Raw genomic sequence first — 17755 nt, forward strand, 5'->3', positions numbered from 1 at the left:
CGCTTCGACTCCGCGAAGGTGATGGGATGTCACGGGCAAAGTTCTTCCTTTCTCTTTTTGCATTCATCACTGGAGCGGTGGCGATGCTCGCGCAGAGCACCGTGCCGGCGCTGAAATCGGGCGTCACCTTTTCCGCCCGCACGTTGGTCGCTGGCGAAGCGCCCATTTCCCTTCACCTTTCCGACTACTTCGAGGTACCGGGCGTCACCGGCACGGTCGTGCAGTTCGACACCATTCGCGGCAAATTCAATGCCGAGTTGTTGTCAGCTGACGCCCCGAAAACCGTCACGAATTTCCTCAACTACACGCTGCGCGGCGCTTACACCAACAGTCTCGTGCACCGCTCGGTGCCGGGATTTGTGATCCAAGGAGGTGGCTATTGGCTGAACAGCTCCACCATCACGCCGATTACCACCGATCCGGCGGTTCAAAACGAGTTCAAGCTATCAAACGTTCGCGGAACACTCGCGATGGCGAAAACCGCGCAGGGCCCGGATACGGCCACCTCGCAATGGTTCATCAATCTCGCCGACAACCACGCGGCGCTTGATTCCACCAACGGTGGCTACACGGTCTTCGGCCGCGTGCTGGGCACCGGCATGACGATCGCGGACTCGATTGCCGCCATTCCCGTTTACGATGCGAGCAGCCAACTCGGCAGCGCTTTCAAGGAGATGCCGCTCACCGGCTCGACCTTGGTGACAGCCAATCTCGTGATGGTCCACAGCGTACGGGCCGTGCCTGTCTATCCCAACCTGGCAGACGCAGGCGCCGTGCTCACGTTCTCCGCGCTCAGCGCCAATACCGGCGTCGTCACCGCGGAGGTGGTGGGGTCCACGCTCACCCTGCGGCCGGTGGCTGCGGGCAGCACGACCGTGACGGTGGCCGCCACGGATACCAACGGCAACCAAGCGCCGGGCCAAACCAGCTTTGCGGTGACCGTCACGACCACGCCCGTGTTCACCACGCAACCCGCCGCTCGTTCAATCGACGCGGGCGCTTCCGCGACCCTCACGGTCGCCGCCACGGCGGGCGCGACGCTGCAATGGTATCGCAACGGGCGCGCGCTTTCCGGTGCTACAACAGAAGGCGTTTCCATCACGTCCATGGAACCCCGATGGGCTGGGCTTTACACGGTCGTCGCTCGGTCGGGCAATGCCGCGGCTCGCACGACTCCAGCGATTGTTGGACTCCTGCTCAACGAGGGTAAAGTTTTCGGCACCGCCGAGGAGGTGGGCTCCAACATTCCCCATCCGAACGGCAACATTTTCGATCAGGTGCTGCTGCAAAAGTCCGCGACGACAGGAGCTTCGGCCGCATCGATCCGAGCTGACTACGCGCAGAACCAAATCACCCGGACTTCCTTCATCGGACTAAACGACGACATCGTGCAGGTCGAGTATAGCGGGCCTGGCACGCTCTCGATCCTGATGGATTCAGTCTCTGGGCCTGCTACGCCGACCAAATACAATCAGCCGGACACACAATATGTTCGGGGCCACGCGAGTATCGTGATCACCGGAGCGAATGAAAACTCACACGTCTCGGTCTTCACCGTCGGCAAGCTGACCGCTTATGACCCCACCGGAGCCTTCGACATTAGCAAACCGATCAGCTCGACCAACAATCCTGCCAACAACGGTAACCCAATCTTTAAATCCGGTGAGAGCTACGATGGCATGGCGATCATCGCACGGATCTCGATCCGTAGTACGGATGGCAAATTCGGCAGCATCCGGACGGCCGACACGCTGTTCTATGATGACGCAGGCTACGTCGGCATTTACGCACCAGGAGTCACGGTCGTTGATCGGGTTGTCATTGGCGACATCAACGCAGACGGGGGAGCAACGCCCGCGATCATCCTGGGGGGCTCGCCTGCGGAGCTAACCTTGGTGACCGGCGGCGACCTTCACCAGAACAACGGTCAACCGATCCAGATCAGTGGGATCACGAAATTGAAATTCCAAGCGGGCACGGACTCCCATGGCAATACCCTGCCTGCCCAGAAAAACCAGGGCATCCTCCACCAGAACGGCGTGAACGTCACCGCGCAGATCGCGGTGAACCCACAGTAAGAGCGCGCCCCTCGCGCTTGGGCAACAGAGAGCCCGCGCCACGAACTTGGCGCGGGCTCCTTGTCAGTTGGCGTCCAACCCTGCCGCCAACCGAGAAGTTTTCCTGAACACGGTTATCGCGCGAAGCGCGCCGAACTCAGCGATGAGCAGAAAGCGGCGTGTCGACTGAACGTCGCTGGCCTTCGTGCCGGCCTTCGCAGAATTCCTCGACCATCTTCTCGTTGAATTGCGGGATGTCGGCCGGCCGGCGGCTCGTCACGAGCCCCTGATCGGTCACCACCGGTTCATCCACCCAGTCCGCTCCGGCATTCCGCAGATCCGTTTTGAGCGAGGGATACGAGGTCAGGCGTCGTCCGCGCACACGTCCGCCTCGATCAGCAGCTGCGGACCGTGGCAGATCGCCGCGACGGGTTTTCCCGCCTGGAAAAAATGTTCCACGAACCGCACCGCGTCCGGTTCCATCCGGAGATGGTCCGGATTCATCACGCCGCCGGGCAGGAGCAACGCATCGAACTCCTCGGCGTTTGCCCGTTGCAGCGTCTGGTCGACGTTGAACGTGTCGCCGAAGTCGTCCTCGTTCCACGCGCGCACCGTGTCTTTCTTCGGTGAAATCAGCGTGGTCGACGCACCCGCATCCTCGAGCGCGGCACGCGGCTGCTCCAGCTCGCTTTGTTCGAATCCGTCCGTGACGAGGATCGCCACGCGTTTGTTGGCCAGGGTCTGTTTCATCAGGTCCTTTCGTTGAGGGTTATCATTGACCGTTGAGAGGTGGGCCGACGGGTCCGGCGCGCCGCGACGCGCGGTGAGCGCCAGGCGGCCCAAGTGGTGCGAACGGCTTCGACGCGGCCCGTGCCCGGCAGCGGGCCGGCCGGCGCGGGCGGCCCGAGGCCCAACTCGTGCGCAAGTGTCATCGCATCGAACGGCGCGTGCGTCTTCACATCGTTGTCGAAATAGACGAACACGTCGCGTCCCGCCGGCCGCCGGGCGGCGGACGCACCGACCCGCGGCAGATCCGAGATGTCTTTCCCCGCACTCCAGGCCCGGATCCGCGCCGCCCAGGTCTGCAGCGCCTCCTGGGTGTAACCACTCGCGTACAGCTCGGTGTCGCCGTGCAGGCGCACGTAAACAAAATCCGCCGTGACATCGCCCAACCGCGGCCATTTGCCGGCCGTATCCGCCACGACCAGCCCGATGTCGTGCCGCCGGAGCAGTGTGATGAACTCATCCGTCATGAACGAATCGTGGCGCACCTCCAATGCGTGGCGCAGCGGTTGATCGCGCTCGACCCGCAGCCAGGCGCGCGCCTTGAGCCGATGGTCATGATGCCGGCCCAGCAGCGCGGCTTCGCGTTGGGTCCGCGGCAGCACGTCGAAAAACCGCGCCAGTCGCTCGGGATTGAAACGCATCCGCGGCGGCAGCTGCCACAGCAACGGACCGAGCTTCGGCCCCAACCGGAGCACCCCGGAAGCGAAAAAATTGCCCAACGGCGCAACCACGTCGTTGAGCTGTTTCATGTGCGTCACGAACCGTGGCCCCTTGATCGCGAAGACGAAATCGTCCGGCGTCTCGGCTCGCCAGGCCGCGAAGCTCGAGGGCCGTTGCATGGAATAAAACGTCCCGTTGATCTCGATCGTGCGCACCTGCGCCGCCGCATACGCCAGCTCGCGCCCGCGGCTCAGCCCGGCAGGGAAGAACGTGCCCCGCCACGGAGCATAGGTCCAACCGGAGATCCCGATGCGCGTGTCCGCCATCGGTCAAGCTAGCGCGATCTCTCAGGCGCGGCCATGGGGCCGAAGGGCGGACGGACGCCCGGGAGGATTCCCGAGTTTGAGCCGGTCCGTCGGCGAGAAACGCCCCCGGAGAATACCGCAACGACACAAAAACGGCTTCCGCCCGTGAACGTCGGTCGCTTTCACCGGTCCAGCAGCCCCTGGCCGCGCCGCGCGGCCGGGGCACCATGGGTTTCGACAAAGATGATACGCGTCGCGTCGTAAATGTCTCCAAACGCACCACGAAGGTGAACCTGGGGATGGTACTCGCCGTGTTGCTGTTTTTCGCCGCGGCCGGCGTCGTCGTCTGGGCGTTTTGGGAGGAGCCCGCGCGCGCTGTCGAAACCGGCCCGGGCGCGGAATAGCCGTGACCTGGCCTCATCGGCGTACGCCAAGGTGGCCGCGCGTTTAGGGGAAAACGGGAGCCGTCCGGCGGAACTCGCCACCGATTCGCCACACCATCCACGCGACAACCGGCGGGTGCCGACGCGCTGTCCCCGGCGCCGATCGCCGCTCGCCGTCTTTCAACCCTCAATCTGAACTGATCATGTCCAAAACCACTACGCTCCAGGAACTGCTGATCGACGAACTCAAGGACCTTTACAACGCCGAGACGCAGCTGACGAAGGCGCTGCCGAAGATGGCCAAGGCGGCGAACGACGAGAATCTCAAGGCCGGCTTCGAGGAACACCTCGACCAGACGCACGAACACATCGCGCGGCTCGACCGGGCCATGGAACTGCTCGAAGCCTCGCCAAAGGGCAAAACCTGCAAAGCCATGAAAGGCCTCATCGCCGAGGGCGAAGAGAAGATCAAGGAGGACGCTTCACCCGCGGTGAAGGATGCCGCCCTGATCGGCGCCGCCCAGAAGGTCGAGCATTACGAGATCGCCGGCTACGGCACGGTGCGAACCTTCGCCGAACTGCTCGGCGAGGACGAGATCGTGTCGCTCCTGCAGGAAACGCTCGACGAAGAAGCGGAGACCGACCGGAAGCTCACCGCTCTCGCCTCTTCGCTGAACCTCAAGGCCGAGACCGAAGGCGAAGAAGAGGACGAGGAAGAAGACGAGGAATAGTCCTTCGCCCACGTCACGCTCACGACGCGGCCTGCCTGACGGCGGCCGCGTTTTTTTTGCGCCGCGGTTCAACCTGAGACCGCCGCGTCGTGATCTCAGCGCGTGCGTTCTCCGGTTTTCCCATGCGACCCATCGCAATCAGCCCGATGGATTCCGCAGAGCCGCGCCGCTATAGTCAGCGAGTCATGAACGACGCGAGTTCTTCTTCTCTTTCCGCCACCTCTCAGTCCCAAATCTCCCACGACGAGATTTCCCGCCACGCCCAGGAGCTGTGGGAAAAATATGGCCGACCCTCCGGCCGCGATGAGGCGATCTGGCTCGAGGCCGAACGTAATCTGCGCGACCAGCGCGCGACCACGCCTGCGCCCGCGTTCGCCGGCGAGGCGACGCCGGCCTCCACCGCGCCCGCCACTCCGCCGCCCTCGCCCGGCGCCCGCGCGGGCCGCGCCGGCGGTGCGACCGCCACTCCCCGGATGCCGGGAGGGCGGGCCCGCTCCAAAGGTTAACCGAGGCCCGGACGACTGCCTGATGTCACGATACGGGTTTCCCCGATAGGCTCCGTGGGTGACAAGCCCCGGGAGCTTGCCACGTTAGCCGCGTGGCATCCGGCTTTGCGATACTTCTGCCCCCGCAGGAACGTCCGCCTCTGGTGCGCTGGGGCATTCCCCTCCTCGCGATGGGCGCGGCGGTGTATTGCCGCACGACGACCGTTTTCGGCCTCCAGTATGATGCTCCGTTCGCGCTGCTCCTGCCGGTCACGTTTGTGAGCGCGTGGTTCGGGGGCGCGCGGGCGGGCCTACTCGCCACCGTGGGCGGCGCCCTGGTCGGCGTCTACGCCGGCTCGTCCACGACCGGCCTGGACTCTGCCATCGTCTCCCGCCTGTTGCTGTTCGTGGCCAACGGCGGGATCATCACCGGCCTGTGCGTCGCGCTGCATTCGGCGCTGCGACGGTCGCGCGTCGCCCGCGACGAAGCCGCGCGCAATTTCGAAATCATGGCGAACAACGCGCCGGTGCTGATCTGGTCCACGGGCGCGGACGGTTGCTGCGCGTTCGTGAACCGCAATTGGGTCACGTTCACCGGCCGCGCGAGTGAACCGCATGGCCGGCGCCCCGGCCAATTGCACCCCGCCGACGCGGCGCGTTATCACGCCGTTTCGACCGAGGCGATGGCCGCCCGCAAGCCCTTCCGCATCGAATACCGGCTGCGCCGCGCCGACGACACCTACCGCTGGTTACACGAGTACGCCGTGCCCCGCTTCGACCAGGACGGCGAGTTCGAAGGCTACATCGGCTCCTGCAACGACGTCACCGATTCGCGCCACGAGCGCGAGGAACTCGCCTTCATCGCGCGGCTGCAGGCGGCGCTCACCGAATCGCTCGATCTCGACAAGTGCGCCGACGTGCTCGGGCAGGCGTTCGTCCCGCGGATCGCGGACTGGTGTTCCATTCATCTCGTCAACGACGCGGGGAAGCTCGAACTCGTGCGGCTGCAGCGCAACGACCGCGTTCCCGCCGGCGGCGTGCCGCGGCCCGCCGCGGCCCCGGACAGCCTGGAGCAGCGCGTCGTGCGCGAAGGTGCACTCGTGCAGCTCACCGGCCCGGACGAAGCGCTGCTCCGCACGCTCGCGGCCGACGAAGCCCAGCTCGAGCGACTGCGCGCCACGCCGGACATCACCTACGCCGGCGTACCGCTGCGTGCGCGCGGGGCGATCATCGGCGTGCTGGCGCTCGCCACGCTCGCCTCGGGGCGGCGGCTCGGCGCCGAGGAATGCGAACTCGTGCGCAAGATCGCCGGGATCGCCGGCCTCGCCCTCGACAATGCCCGGCTCTATCGCAGCGCCTGTCAGGCCGCCGCCGCCGAGGCCCAGGCGTTGCGCGAAGTGGAGCGCAGTGAGCAGCGATTCCGGTTCATCTGGGAGGCCAATGTGTTTGGCATCGGCACGGTCGCTCGCTCCGGGCAGATCCTGACCGCCAACGGCACGCTGGCCCAACTCCTCGGTTACACGCAGGACGACGTCGCGGCCGGCCGCGCCAGCATGAACGAGCGCACCGCCCCCGGCTGGCACTTCGTCGACATGCACACTGGCGAGGAACTGGTCCGCACCGGCCGTTGCGCTCCCTACGAAAAGGAATACGTCCGGCCCGATGGCGCGCGCGTGCAGGCACTCGTCTGTGGCATGGTCCTGCCGCAAACCGACGAGTCGCTCGTGTTCGTGCTCGACCTCACCGCGCAGAAGCACGCCGAGCGCGCCCTCGACCGCCAAAGCCTGCTGCTCAAGACCATCATCGATGCGATGCCCGCGATGGTCGGCTATCTCGGACTCGACGAACGCTTCCAGCTGCACAACGAGAAATATGCGAAATGGCTCGGGGTGGACGGTTTCGCCATCCAGGGACGGACGATGCGCGAGCTCGTCGGCGACGAGGCCTACCCGCGCATCGCGCCTTACCTCCGCGCCGCGTTCCGCGGCCGGAACATGCGGCACGAAACCACCCTGCGCACTGGCGACCGGGAGCGTCACCTCATCGCAAGCTACCGGCCCGACCGCGACGCCGACGGGCGCGTGTGCGGAGTGGTGATCCACGCGTACGACATCACGGAGCGAAAGGAGACCGAGCAGGCGCTCGCCGAGGCTCTCACCCGCTATCGCTTCCTCGCTGACGCCATGCCGCAGATGGTGTGGACGGCGCTGCCGGACGGACAACCCGACTACGTCAACCGCCGCTGGCTGGAAACGACCGGCATGACCGAGGCGGCGTCGCTCGCGCGCGACGGCTGGCTCGAGGCGGTACATTTCGAGGATCGCGCGATCACGCGCGAACTCTGGCATCGCGCAGTCGCGCAGTGTGTCCCGTTCGAGCACGAGTGCCGGCTGCGCTGCGGCAAAAATCCCACCTGGCGCTGGCATCTCGTGCGCGCGCTGCCCCGCCGCGACGATCACCTGGCCGTCGTCCAGTGGGTCGGCAGCGCCACCGACATGGACGAGCAGCGCCGGGCCTATGCCGAACTCGACGAAGCCCGCGCGCGCCTCAAGTCCCACGCCGAGGAACTCGAGGCACGCGTCCGGATGCGCACGGCGACACTGCGGGAAGCGAACGCCGAACTCGAGGCGTTCACCTATTCTGTCTCCCACGACTTGCGCACGCCACTGCAGTTCGTCCGCGGTTTCGCGGAGGCGATCCGCACCGATGCCGGCGCCACGCTTTCGGCCGAAAACCGCGACTACCTCCAGCGCATCATCCGCGCGGCGACGCGGATGGATACGATCATCCAGGACCTTCTTTCCTACAGTCGGCTCGCCCGCACGGATCTGCAACTGGCGGAACTGCCGCTCGACGACGTGATCTCCGACGTGCTCGCCAACCAGCACGCGATGATTCGCCAAACGTCGGCGCGGGTGTCCGTCGACAGCCCCTTGCCCACCGTGCGCGCGGATCGCACCGGCCTCTTTCAGGCGATCTCCAATTTGGTTTCCAACGCGCTGAAATTCACCCGCGCCGGGCAGCCGCCAGTCGTGCGCATCCGCGCCGAGGTGTCGGAGCGTGGCGTGCGGCTCTGGGTCGAGGACGAAGGCATCGGCATCGACCCGCGGCATCACGAACGAATCTTTGGGCTTTTCGAACGGTTGCACAGCCCCGGCGAATACCCGGGCACCGGCATCGGGTTGTCGCTCGTACGCAAAGCGGTCAGCCGCATGGGCGGCAGCTGCGGGCTCGAGTCGGTCCCGGACGCCGGCAGTCGCTTCTGGATTGAATTCCCCGCGGTGAACGCCGTGTTGCCCGCTGTCGCGCATGCTACCGCTTGATCCCATTCTCCTGGTCGAAGATGAGCCCGACGCCGTCACGCTGCTGCAGCATGCGTTCGCGCGCGCCGGCATCAGTCATCCTGTGCATACCGTCCATGACGGCGACCAGGCGATCGCCTACCTCGACGGCCGCAGCGCCTTTGCGGACCGCTCCGCGTATCCCCTTCCTTCCGTCGTACTCCTCGACCTGAAGCTGCCGCGTTGCTCGGGGCTCGAGGTGCTGGCCTGGATTCGTGGCGATCCGCGTTTCGCCACGCTCCCGGTCGTCGTGCTCACGTCGTCAAAAGAACGCAGCGACCTGCGTCGTGCTTACGCCGCGGGCGCCAACTCGTATCTGGTGAAGCCCTCCTCGCTCACCCAGCTCGTCGAACTCGCCTCCGCGTTCCGCGCGTTCTGGCTTGAGCACAACGAGGCGCCGCCACGCCACGCGGCTTGATCGGGAATCTTGCCAAGGGTCGGCGTCCGACGCCGCACTGCGGGGCGAACCCGTGGCACCGATCGCCCGGTGCCGAGGACTGTGGGAGTGTCATGAAAACTTACCAAACCCCTATACGGCACGCGCTTTGTGCCGCTTCGTTGCTCGCCTTCACCGCCGCCACTCCGGTGTTCGCGGCCGATACGAGCCGAGCCAGCTCGGCCGACAAGACCACTCCCACCGCCTCTGCCTCCGCCACCGCCGGCGAGCGCAGCATGAGCGGCTCACTGCAGCTGTCGCGCGGCGATCGCCGGTTCGTCGACAAGCTGGCCAAACTCGGCATGGAAGAGGTCGCGCTCTCCAAGCTCGCGACCACGCAGGCGGCGCGTCCCGACATCCGCAACTTTGCGCAGGAGCTCGTCGCCGCCCACGAGAAGGTGAACGCAGAGCTGTCGAAGCTGGCCTCCAGCAAGGGCCTGATGCTCCCGACCGACGAAACGAATCTCGCCAAGTGGTCGAAGAAATCCGCCAAGGATTTCGACGAGGACTATCTGGAGAAGATGATCGATGCGCACGAGGACTCCATCGACCTGCTGAGCTCGCATGCCGAAAAGTCGGACGACGCCGAGCTGGCCTCGTTCGCCCGCATGCATTTGCCGGCGATGCAGGAACACCTGCAGACGGCGAAGAATCTGAAGCACAAGTCGGTCAAGTAATCACCGATGCACCGGCGGTGCGCCGTCTGATTCACGAGCGGACGTGCGAGCACGTCCGCTTTTTTTTGCCGGCCGCCGTCAGCCGACGAACGCCTCGACGTTCGTCGGATCGAAGTTCTCGAAGCGTTTCCGCCAGCGGTAGAGCGTCGACTTGTCGATGCCCAGGATGCGCGCCGCCTGTTCGTAGCTCTCGGCGCGGGCGGTCACCTGCCGGATGTGCGCCTCGATCAGCGCTTCGAGCGTGACGAATTCGCCGACTTGCGGTGAGCCGGGTTCGGTGCGGCCGAGGAGTTCCGGGAAATCCGTCGCGTCGAGCCACTCGCGGTCGCACAGAATCGCCGCGCGCTCGACGAGGTTGCGCAACTCGCGCAGGTTTCCCGGCCAGCTGTGGGCCACGAGCGCCTCCCGCGCCGCCAGCGTCAGCCGTCGGCGCGGCCCGCCGGCCGACTGGCTCAGCGTCTCGAGAAAATGCTCGGCCAACGGCACGATGTCCTCGGGCCGGCCCCGCAGCGACGGCATCTCGATGGTGATTACGTTGAGCCTATAGTAGAGGTCCTCACGGAAGGCGCCCGCTGCCACGCGTTGCCGCAGGTCGCGATTGGTGGCGGCGATCACGCGGATGTCCGCGCGACGCGTCTGGGCTTCGCCGAGGCGCTCGTAGCAGCGCTCCTGCAGCAGCCGCAACAGCTTCGCCTGGATCTCTGGCGGCAACTCGCCGACTTCGTCGAGAAAAAGCGTTCCTCCCTCGGCCGCTGCGACCTTGCCCACGGCATCGCTGACGGCGCCGGTGAAAGCCCCGCGCACGTGGCCGAACAACTCGCTCTCGAGCAATTGCGGCTGCAGGCACGGGCAGTTCACGTTGATGAAGGGCCCATTCGCGCGCGTGCTGTGCTCATGGACGGCGCGCGCGAGCATGGATTTGCCGGTGCCGTTCTCGCCCAGCAGCAGCACCGACGCGGACGTCGGCGCGACGCGCCAGGCCATCGCGAGCACCTGCTCCATCGCCGCGCTCTGCGTGATGAACCGCGTGTCGCCCGCGGGCTCGGCGGCGGATGCCGCGGGTTTGGCGGCGCGGGCGACCCGCTGCAGCAGTGCGCGCCCCTCGTCGATGTTGATCGGTTTGAAAACGGTCTCCGTCGCGCCGGCGGTGCGCGCCTGGGCAGCCGCCGATGGATTGGTCACGATGGCCACCACCGGCAGCTCCGGATCGCGTTCGTGCAGCTCGCGCAACAGCTCGGCGGCACCGTCGGTGCGCAGGTCCCAGTCGAGGAGCACGACCTGCCATTCGCGCAGCGCTGGCAGCCGCGCGAGCTCCGCGCGGCGGGTGAGCTGGCACGTTTCATCCCCGCGGCGGTGCAGCCCAAGGCTAACCAACCGGCGGTTCTGGGATTCGGAACCGATAAGCACCAACTTCATACGCGGAGCGGTTAGCCGTTGATGATCTCACCCCCGTTGGGATGCAGCACCTGGCCGGTGATGTAGGACGCCTCCTCCGAGGCGAGAAAGACGTAGCACGGTGCGACCTCTTCCGGTTCGCCCGCCCGCTTCATCGGCACGTCGCTGCCGAACGAAGCGACCTTTTCCTTCGAGAACGTCGCCGGGATCAGCGGAGTCCAGATCGGGCCCGGCGCCACCGCGTTGACCCGGATCCCCTTTTCCACGAGCGCCAGCGCCAGCGACCGGGTGAACGCCACGATCGCGCCCTTGGTGGCGCTGTAGTCGAGCAGATGGGAACTGCCGCGGTAAGCCGTCACCGACGTGGTGTTGATGACCGTCGCGCCCTTCTTCAGGTACGGCAAGGCCGCCCGCGTGAGGTAGAAATGCGCAAAGATGTTGGTGCGAAACGTCCGCTCCAGCTGCGCGTCGGTGATGTCGGCCAGCGAGGCCTGCGGGTGCTGCTCCGCCGCGTTGTTCACCACCACGTCGATGCCTTCGTATTTCGCGAGCGTGGCGGTCACGAATTTCTCGCACTCGCGCGAGTCGCCGACATCGCCCGGCAGCAGCAGACAGCTCCGCCCCAGCGTCTCCACCCGCGTGCGCGTCTCGATCGCATCCGTGTGTTCGTTCAGATAATTCAACGCAATGTTTGCCCCTTCCCGCGCGAACGCGATCGCCACGGCGCGCCCGATGCCGCTGTCGCCCCCGGTGATCAAAGCCACCTTGCCCAGCAGCCGGCCAGCCGGTTTCAAGTGGTTGCCTTCGCTGACCGGCCGCGGCGTCATGGCAGACTCGATACCTGGCTGTTGCGGCTGGGTTTGCGGCGGGCGAAGCGTCATGTGGCAGGCCACATTATGCCGGTCGGGCCGCCGCTCGAAATCAGGGGTCGGTCCGAAGCCCAGCCCGGGAGATCCCTGATCCACCGCGCCCTCCGTGACGCGCGCCCGGTGCACGCGGTGGCCGGATCGCAGCGGCTGGCGGGGTGGGTCGCCAGGGGTGAGCTACTGGGATCCGGCCACCGGAACAACCGGGGGCGTTATAGCCGACATCTCAGCCGGGAAACATCGGGGCGTACTCCGATCGTCCAGCCGGCAAAATGCCGAGTCGTCCCGCGCGCTCGTTCCTGTCGTGCGCCGTCAGACCAGACCTTCGCTCTTCACCCACTGAATGGCGTGGCGGACGAGTTCGGTGCCGCTCTCCAGCCGCAGCTTCAGCTTCAGGTGCTCGCGATAGGAATCGATCGTCTTCACGCTAAGGTTGAGCTTCGAGGCGATCTGACGTGTGCCATAGCCGTTGCCGATCAGCTGAAACACCTCCATCTCGCGATCGCTCAGCGTGTCGATCGAGAAGACGACCTCCTCCTTCCGGTTGTTCACCAGCCGGTGCAGCATCTTCTCCTTCATCTTGTCGCTGAGATAAAGTTCGCCGGAAAGGACGCGGCGGATCGCCGTGAGGATCTTCGCACTGGCCTCGTGCTTCATGATGTAGCCCTTGGCGCCGGCGCGGAGCGCGCGCTCGGCGAACAGGCTCTCGTCATGCATGCTCATGATCAGCACCGGCATCTCCGGCCGGAGCGCCTTCAGGTGTTTCATCAACTCGATCCCGCTCGTCGTCTTGAGCGTGATGTCCACCAAAGCCACATCGGGGGAAAGCTTCTGGATCAGGTCGATCGCAACGGGCGCGCTATCGGCCTCGCCGCACACCATCAGATCGCGCTCCTGATTGATCAAAACCGCCACGCCTTGGCGCGTGATGGGGTGATCGTCGACCAGGAAGACGCGACTCTTCGTCGGAGTGCTGCTCGCCGCCGGCGAGTTTTCGGGGTCGGGATTGGTTTTCATTTCGCAGATGCACTCGTAAACAGAACGCTCACTTGTGTTCCCCGTTCGGGGCTAGATTCCGCCGAAAATGTGCCACCGATCATGTTCGCCCGATAGCTCATCAGTCGTAACCCGGATCCCGTTGCGGCCCGGGCGGCGTTCAGATCGAAGCCCCGACCGTCGTCCTTGATCGTGAGGCAATACTGGCCGGCCTTCGGCGCGAGATGGACGAGAATGTGCTTGGCGCCACCGTGACGGGCGGCGTTGTGAATCGCTTCCTGCGTGATGCGGTACAGATGGATCGCGGCCAGGTGCTCGCATTGCGGCGGGGCACCCTCGGCGCGGAAACGGCATTCGCTGCCGTGCAGCAGCTGCGCCTGATAGGTGAGGTCTTCGAGCGCGCTCGTGAGGCTGTTTTTCTCCAACTGCACGGGACACAACCCGCGGGCGAGCGCCCGGCTCTGCGCCACCGATTCGCTGGCCAGCCGCGCGATCAAATCCGCGTTCTCCGCCTCCGCCGGCGTGGTTTTTTTCAACCGGTCGCGCAGCGCGGCCGCGAGGCACGCCATGCCCGTCAGCTGCTGGCCCAACCCGTCGTGCAGATCCGCGCCGATGCGCTGCTGCTCCGCGTCGCTGATCGTGAGCAGGCGCTGCTCCAACCAGCGCCGCTCGGTGACGTCGCGCCCGAAGAAGGCCGCTCCGCCCGCGCGATCGCTGTCCGCCGTCACGAAAAATTCCACCTGCCACTCCTGCGCGCCGACTTTGCCGGTCAGCGAGAAGTTCGCCGATTCGCCCTGCAGTGCCTGCGCGATCGCCATCGCGCTCGGGGGATATTGCGCCGCGAACACGCGGCCCAGCAAATTCTCGGGCGCCAGGCCCGTCCGGTCCAATCCGCTGCCCTGCGCCTCGACCACGCGCCCGGACGCATCGAGCCGGCCCGCGATCGCGGGCAGGCTGCGCATGATGCTGCTCAACAGGCTGGTCGTGCGCCGCAGCTCGTTTTCCATCCGCACGCGCTCGCTGATGTCGATCGCGGCGAAGCCCTGCAGACGCTGGCCCTCGGCATTCACCATCGCAAAGGAGTTCACCAGCCAGTGGCGGTCGCCCTGCGAGTACGGGAGCGCCTCGACGAACGACGACGGCCCCACCCGCTCGAGCAGCCCGCCGTCCTTGAAATAGCGCGCGAACAGTTCGTTTTGAAAAAGGAGCTGGCCCTGCTGGTCCCGAATCCCCACCGCGCACGGCACGCTGCGCATGAACAGCTCGAGCTGCTGCTGGCTTTGACGCAACGCGGTCGTCATCGCCGCGTGCCGCATCGCGTAGCGAATGGTACGCTCGAGCTCGGTGCCCGTCAGCCCGGTCTTGCACAAATAGTCCGCCGCGCCCGCCTGCGACGCTTCCTGGTCGACCTCGGCGCTGTCGTGTCCCGTCAGCAAAATGATCGGAATCGTGCAGCCCGTCTCGTGCGCCTCCCGCAACAAATCGAGTCCGGTGCCGCCGCCCAAGCGGTAGTCGAACAAGCCGACGTCGAATCCGCCCTGCCGCAGCATCGCCTGCCCCGCCGCGTAACTCGACGCCCAGCTCAGGTGATAGTTGGCGGTGCCGCTGCGCCCGAGCAGAAACGCCAGATAGCGAAAATCGTCCTCGTGGTCTTCGACCACCAGCACGTGAATGGTTGTAGGGTTCGCCGCGGTGGACATGCGGTTGTTCGTCGGAGGGGACTGGACGGAAGGAGGCGTGGAAACAGTCATAAGGCGCGCATCGTGATTGGCGGAGCGGCTAATGGCGGCGCAGCGAAGCGCTATCGTGGAATCCCGAAAGCACCGCCCCGGACACGCCACCAGTTCTGTTCACCAAATCCACCGGAACCATCATCTGTTGAAATACCCGATGCGGTTTCCCGCCGGTGGCAATGGCGGGATGCCAGAATGCGGGAATCCCCGAGGCCTGCGTCAGTGAAGGAAACGGTGCGCAAGTGACGCACAGACCCCCTCGCCTCTCACTTGTTCGCAGGTTTTCTGCAACGCCCGGCGTGCGCGCGCCGCTGGAGGCGGCAACGCGATTCGGAGCGGCTGCGCGCAGGTCGACTTGCCTGGCCCAACCGCGACTATGCCGCCTTGCGCGATTTACCGCGCTTGGCCGTCTTGGCCGGCTTCTTTTTCGCGCCTGCTCCCGTCTGGTTGAGGCTCTCCTGCAGGACCGCCGCCAAGTCGATCACATTCGTGGCGCGACGCGGCTTCGGCGCCGCCCCGCTGGTCTTTCCGCCTGACTCGATCTTCTCTTTGATCATCGCCATCAACGCCGAGGTATAGTCGTCGGTGTAGCGCTCAGGCTGCCAAGTCTCGGTCATTTGCTCGACCAGCGCTTTGGCCATGTCGAGTTCGCGACGTTTCGCGCCCCCTTTCGCCACAGGGATATCCAGTTCGCCGACATCCACGAGTTCCTGCGCGAAATGCATGATCTCGAGCACCAGCGCCTGCCCCTGCGCCTTCACGGCGGCGAGGTGCTGCCGCGTCCGAATCACGACCTTCGCGATGCCTGCTTTCTTGGTTTCCGTGAGCACGTCGTGCAGCAGCGTGTAGGCTGGCGCGCCGCCCTTGTCCGGCACCAGGTAGTAGGGCTTGTGAAAATACATCGGGTTCACCTCGTCCAGCTGCACGAAATCCATGATGTCCACCGTCTGCGTGGCCTCGACGTCGACGCGCTTGAAGTCGTCCTCCTTCAAAACCACGAACTTCCCCTTCTCATATTCGTAGCCCTTGACGATTTGCTCCCACGGCACTTCGCGACCGTCCGCCTGCGCCACCCGCTTGTAGTTCACCGGGCTGAGATCGCTCGATCGCAGCAGCCGGAACTTCAGTTCTTCGCTCCGCGTCGCCGGATAAAGCGCCACGGGGATGTTGACCAAACCAAAGCTGATCGAGCCTTTCCAAAGAGACCTCATCCCGCAACCTAGCCGGGCTTCCGCCTCTCGCCAGCGGCGGCGGCCCTGATTCGACCCCACGCGATTTCCCGTAGCACTTTCGCTCGGGCTTTGGCCCCATGAAGCGAGCCGCGGCGGACTGGATGGTGACGTCGCCGTGAGCGAGTAGATTGCGGACCAAAAGGAAGCTCGCCGTCCCGGCCCATCCGCCGCGTCACGGCGTACGCGAATTTCGCTCCCGGCACTCCGCCGGCGGCGCCCCACCGATCTCCCATCATGAATCTCTCCAACGATCCTACCACCGGCCGCATCCTTCTCCATGGCAAGGGCACGGGCGGCATCAGCCGCGCCGACATCGAGCGGCGGGCACGTGAGCTGGCCGACATCGACGGCCGCTCCGGCGCCGACATCACCGACGACGACCTCGCCCGCGCCAAAGCCGATCTGCTCGGCCTTCAGCGCCGCCGACCACGGTCGAGGAGGACGAACCCCATCGCGATATTTCCCGCGATCCCAGCGAACCAGTCTCCGACAGTGGCCAGCAGACCCGCACGCTCGAAGGACCCGACGAGGAGAAGGCCGTGGAGCGGCTCGCCCTCGAGGGTGTCGACGAAGCCCAACACGATCAGATGATCGCCGCGCGTCGCCGCGAACGCCAACAGGATCAAAAGGGGTAGGCGTGGGCTGCACCGCTTCGTTGCTACCGGCGGTACGAATCAGCGCCGGCCTGTCATAATTGAACCCGTCAGCTTTTTTTTGAACGCTCCGGCACCTCGTGCGTCTTTCCCGGTGTGTGTTAGGTGTTACGTTCTTTTTAGTGTAGTTCATAGTTTGTAGTTAAAGTCGGCAAGGGCGCTGGTTTTTCACCAGCGCCCTTTCTGTTTTCCCGCTGTCTGGGTCGGCCCGTGCGGATGCTTGTCAGCGCCCAGCCGGGCCGTTTCACTGCAGTATGCCTGATTTTCGCGTTTTCTGCCTCCCGGCGACCGCCGAACCCTCCGAAATCACGCTTTCGGCCGACGAATCGCACCACCTGGTCGCGGTCAACCGCGCCAAACGCGGCGACACCGTCGTGGCGTTCGACGGCCGCGGCGTGGAGTGGATTTGCGAGCTGGTCGACGACCGCAAGAACGCCGCGCTCCTGAAGGTGCGTTTCCGCCAGAAAGCGCGGCCGCTCGCCTACGAAATCACCTTGGGACAGGCGCTGCCCAAAGGCGCGTCGATGGACGCCATCGTCCGCAAGGCCACTGAGATCGGCGCCACGCGGATCGCGCCGCTCGAAAGCGAACGCACGCAGGTGCATCTCGATTCCGACCGTTCCGACCGCAAGATCGACAAATGGCAGACCGCCGCGCTCGAAGCCGCGAAGCAATGTGGCAATCCGTTCCTCCCCGAAATCACGGCCGTCCAGAATGCCTCAACCTTCATGGAATCTGCCCGCGGTTATGACTTGAAACTCATCGCCAGCCTGCAGCCGGCCGCCAAGTCGCTAAAAACCGTCCTCGCGGCCTTTCAGGCCACACACGGCCGGACCCCGAAAAAGGTACTGTGGCTGGTCGGACCCGAAGGTGATTTCACGCCCGCGGAGATGAGTCTTTCGAAAACCGCCGGCTTCGAGCCGATCACGCTCGGGCCGCTCGTCCTGCGCTGCGAGACCGCCGCGGTGTACGCGTTGAGTGTGTTGAGCTACGAACTGCAGAACGGCTGAAAGATTTCC

The 17755-nt window shown here is 65.4% G+C and carries 15 protein-coding genes and 1 pseudogene; 9 read left to right on the forward strand and 7 right to left on the reverse strand.

Going from position 1 to position 17755, the window contains the following annotated elements:
* Positions 1–26 precede the first annotated feature (26 nt).
* Positions 27–2078: a peptidylprolyl isomerase gene (locus tag OTER_RS23415; protein WP_083767552.1), complete on the forward strand. Its 2052-nt coding sequence runs from the start codon at positions 27–29 to the stop codon at positions 2076–2078.
* Positions 2079–2214: 136 nt separating this feature from the next.
* On the opposite strand, the pseudogene OTER_RS00180 reads toward OTER_RS23415, so the two are convergent.
* Positions 2215–2807, reverse strand: a pseudogene (locus OTER_RS00180) (type 1 glutamine amidotransferase domain-containing protein).
* Positions 2807–3829: a DUF72 domain-containing protein gene (locus OTER_RS00185; RefSeq protein ID WP_012372863.1), complete on the reverse strand. Its 1023-nt coding sequence runs from the start codon at positions 3827–3829 to the stop codon at positions 2807–2809. Before OTER_RS00185 ends, OTER_RS00180 begins: the two are co-directional and overlap by 1 nt.
* 206 nt (positions 3830–4035) lie before the next feature.
* Between OTER_RS00185 and OTER_RS26025 the strand changes: the two genes are divergently transcribed.
* The 6 genes from OTER_RS26025 to OTER_RS00210 all read left to right on the forward strand — a co-directional run bounded on the left by OTER_RS26025 (position 4036) and on the right by OTER_RS00210 (position 9861).
* A complete protein-coding gene (locus OTER_RS26025) occupies positions 4036–4212 on the forward strand; it encodes a hypothetical protein (RefSeq protein ID WP_012372864.1) in 177 nt (58 codons plus the stop codon).
* Between the two features lie 182 nt (positions 4213–4394).
* The gene (locus tag OTER_RS00190; protein ID WP_012372865.1) at positions 4395–4922 is read left to right on the forward strand and encodes a ferritin-like domain-containing protein; all 528 of its coding nucleotides are present in this window, start codon (positions 4395–4397) and stop codon (positions 4920–4922) included.
* A gap of 122 nt (positions 4923–5044) precedes the next feature.
* Positions 5045–5428: a DUF2934 domain-containing protein gene (locus OTER_RS26450; protein ID WP_083767553.1), complete on the forward strand. Its 384-nt coding sequence runs from the start codon at positions 5045–5047 to the stop codon at positions 5426–5428.
* 92 nt (positions 5429–5520) lie between these two features.
* Positions 5521–8730 (forward strand): PAS domain S-box protein, encoded by a 3210-nt coding sequence (locus OTER_RS23420; RefSeq protein ID WP_148217949.1) that lies wholly within the window; start codon positions 5521–5523, stop codon positions 8728–8730.
* Positions 8717–9166: a response regulator gene (locus tag OTER_RS00205; protein ID WP_012372868.1), complete on the forward strand. Its 450-nt coding sequence runs from the start codon at positions 8717–8719 to the stop codon at positions 9164–9166. Before OTER_RS23420 ends, OTER_RS00205 begins: the two co-directional genes overlap by 14 nt.
* A 92-nt stretch (positions 9167–9258) precedes the next feature.
* Positions 9259–9861, forward strand: a complete 603-nt coding sequence (locus OTER_RS00210) for a DUF4142 domain-containing protein (RefSeq protein ID WP_012372869.1) — start codon at positions 9259–9261, stop codon at positions 9859–9861.
* Positions 9862–9939: 78 nt separating this feature from the next.
* On the opposite strand, the gene OTER_RS00215 is transcribed toward OTER_RS00210, so the two are convergent.
* The 5 genes from OTER_RS00215 to ku form a co-directional block, all read right to left on the reverse strand.
* Positions 9940–11277 (reverse strand): sigma-54-dependent transcriptional regulator, encoded by a 1338-nt coding sequence (locus tag OTER_RS00215; protein ID WP_012372870.1) that lies wholly within the window; start codon positions 11275–11277, stop codon positions 9940–9942.
* Positions 11278–11288: 11 nt separating this feature from the next.
* Positions 11289–12137 carry an SDR family oxidoreductase gene (locus tag OTER_RS00220; protein ID WP_012372871.1) on the reverse strand — a complete coding sequence of 283 codons (849 nt, stop codon included), beginning with the start codon at positions 12135–12137 and terminating at the stop codon, positions 11289–11291.
* A gap of 297 nt (positions 12138–12434) precedes the next feature.
* The gene (locus OTER_RS00225) at positions 12435–13139 is read right to left on the reverse strand and encodes a response regulator transcription factor (RefSeq protein WP_012372872.1); all 705 of its coding nucleotides are present in this window, start codon (positions 13137–13139) and stop codon (positions 12435–12437) included.
* Entirely contained in the window at positions 13136–14818 is a 1683-nt protein-coding gene (locus OTER_RS23425; RefSeq protein WP_012372873.1) for a hybrid sensor histidine kinase/response regulator, read from the reverse strand. Before OTER_RS23425 ends, OTER_RS00225 begins: the two co-directional genes overlap by 4 nt.
* A gap of 407 nt (positions 14819–15225) precedes the next feature.
* On the reverse strand, positions 15226–16062 hold the full coding sequence (ku, locus tag OTER_RS00235) for a non-homologous end joining protein Ku (RefSeq protein ID WP_012372874.1): 837 nt from the start codon (positions 16060–16062) through the stop codon (positions 15226–15228).
* A 255-nt stretch (positions 16063–16317) separates the two neighbouring features.
* Here ku and OTER_RS25595 point away from each other — a divergent pair, with 255 nt between their 5' ends.
* Positions 16318–16674 carry a hypothetical protein gene (locus tag OTER_RS25595; RefSeq protein ID WP_012372875.1) on the forward strand — a complete coding sequence of 119 codons (357 nt, stop codon included), beginning with the start codon at positions 16318–16320 and terminating at the stop codon, positions 16672–16674.
* Positions 16675–16990: 316 nt separating this feature from the next.
* Positions 16991–17746 carry an RsmE family RNA methyltransferase gene (locus tag OTER_RS00245; RefSeq protein ID WP_012372876.1) on the forward strand — a complete coding sequence of 252 codons (756 nt, stop codon included), beginning with the start codon at positions 16991–16993 and terminating at the stop codon, positions 17744–17746.
* The last annotated feature ends 9 nt before the right edge of the window (positions 17747–17755 follow it).

This window comes from Opitutus terrae PB90-1 (assembly GCF_000019965.1).
In the GTDB taxonomy this organism is placed as follows: Bacteria; Verrucomicrobiota; Verrucomicrobiia; order Opitutales; family Opitutaceae; genus Opitutus; species Opitutus terrae.

What these genes read in the sequence shown, in the direction of transcription:
- OTER_RS23415 (WP_083767552.1), top strand. Translation starts at nt 27, where the DNA reads ATGTCACGGGCAAAGTTCTTCCTTTCTCTTTTTGCATTCATCACTGGA.
- OTER_RS00185 (WP_012372863.1), bottom strand. Translation starts at nt 3,829, where the DNA reads ATGGCGGACACGCGCATCGGGATCTCCGGTTGGACCTATGCTCCGTGG.
- OTER_RS26025 (WP_012372864.1), top strand. Translation starts at nt 4,036, where the DNA reads ATGGGTTTCGACAAAGATGATACGCGTCGCGTCGTAAATGTCTCCAAA.
- OTER_RS00190 (WP_012372865.1), top strand. Translation starts at nt 4,395, where the DNA reads ATGTCCAAAACCACTACGCTCCAGGAACTGCTGATCGACGAACTCAAG.
- OTER_RS26450 (WP_083767553.1), top strand. Translation starts at nt 5,045, where the DNA reads ATGCGACCCATCGCAATCAGCCCGATGGATTCCGCAGAGCCGCGCCGC.
- OTER_RS00205 (WP_012372868.1), top strand. Translation starts at nt 8,717, where the DNA reads ATGCTACCGCTTGATCCCATTCTCCTGGTCGAAGATGAGCCCGACGCC.
- OTER_RS00210 (WP_012372869.1), top strand. Translation starts at nt 9,259, where the DNA reads ATGAAAACTTACCAAACCCCTATACGGCACGCGCTTTGTGCCGCTTCG.
- OTER_RS00215 (WP_012372870.1), bottom strand. Translation starts at nt 11,277, where the DNA reads ATGAAGTTGGTGCTTATCGGTTCCGAATCCCAGAACCGCCGGTTGGTT.
- OTER_RS00220 (WP_012372871.1), bottom strand. Translation starts at nt 12,137, where the DNA reads ATGACGCTTCGCCCGCCGCAAACCCAGCCGCAACAGCCAGGTATCGAG.
- OTER_RS00225 (WP_012372872.1), bottom strand. Translation starts at nt 13,139, where the DNA reads ATGAAAACCAATCCCGACCCCGAAAACTCGCCGGCGGCGAGCAGCACT.
- OTER_RS23425 (WP_012372873.1), bottom strand. Translation starts at nt 14,818, where the DNA reads ATGTCCACCGCGGCGAACCCTACAACCATTCACGTGCTGGTGGTCGAA.
- ku (WP_012372874.1), bottom strand. Translation starts at nt 16,062, where the DNA reads ATGAGGTCTCTTTGGAAAGGCTCGATCAGCTTTGGTTTGGTCAACATC.
- OTER_RS25595 (WP_012372875.1), top strand. Translation starts at nt 16,318, where the DNA reads ATGAATCTCTCCAACGATCCTACCACCGGCCGCATCCTTCTCCATGGC.
- OTER_RS00245 (WP_012372876.1), top strand. Translation starts at nt 16,991, where the DNA reads ATGCCTGATTTTCGCGTTTTCTGCCTCCCGGCGACCGCCGAACCCTCC.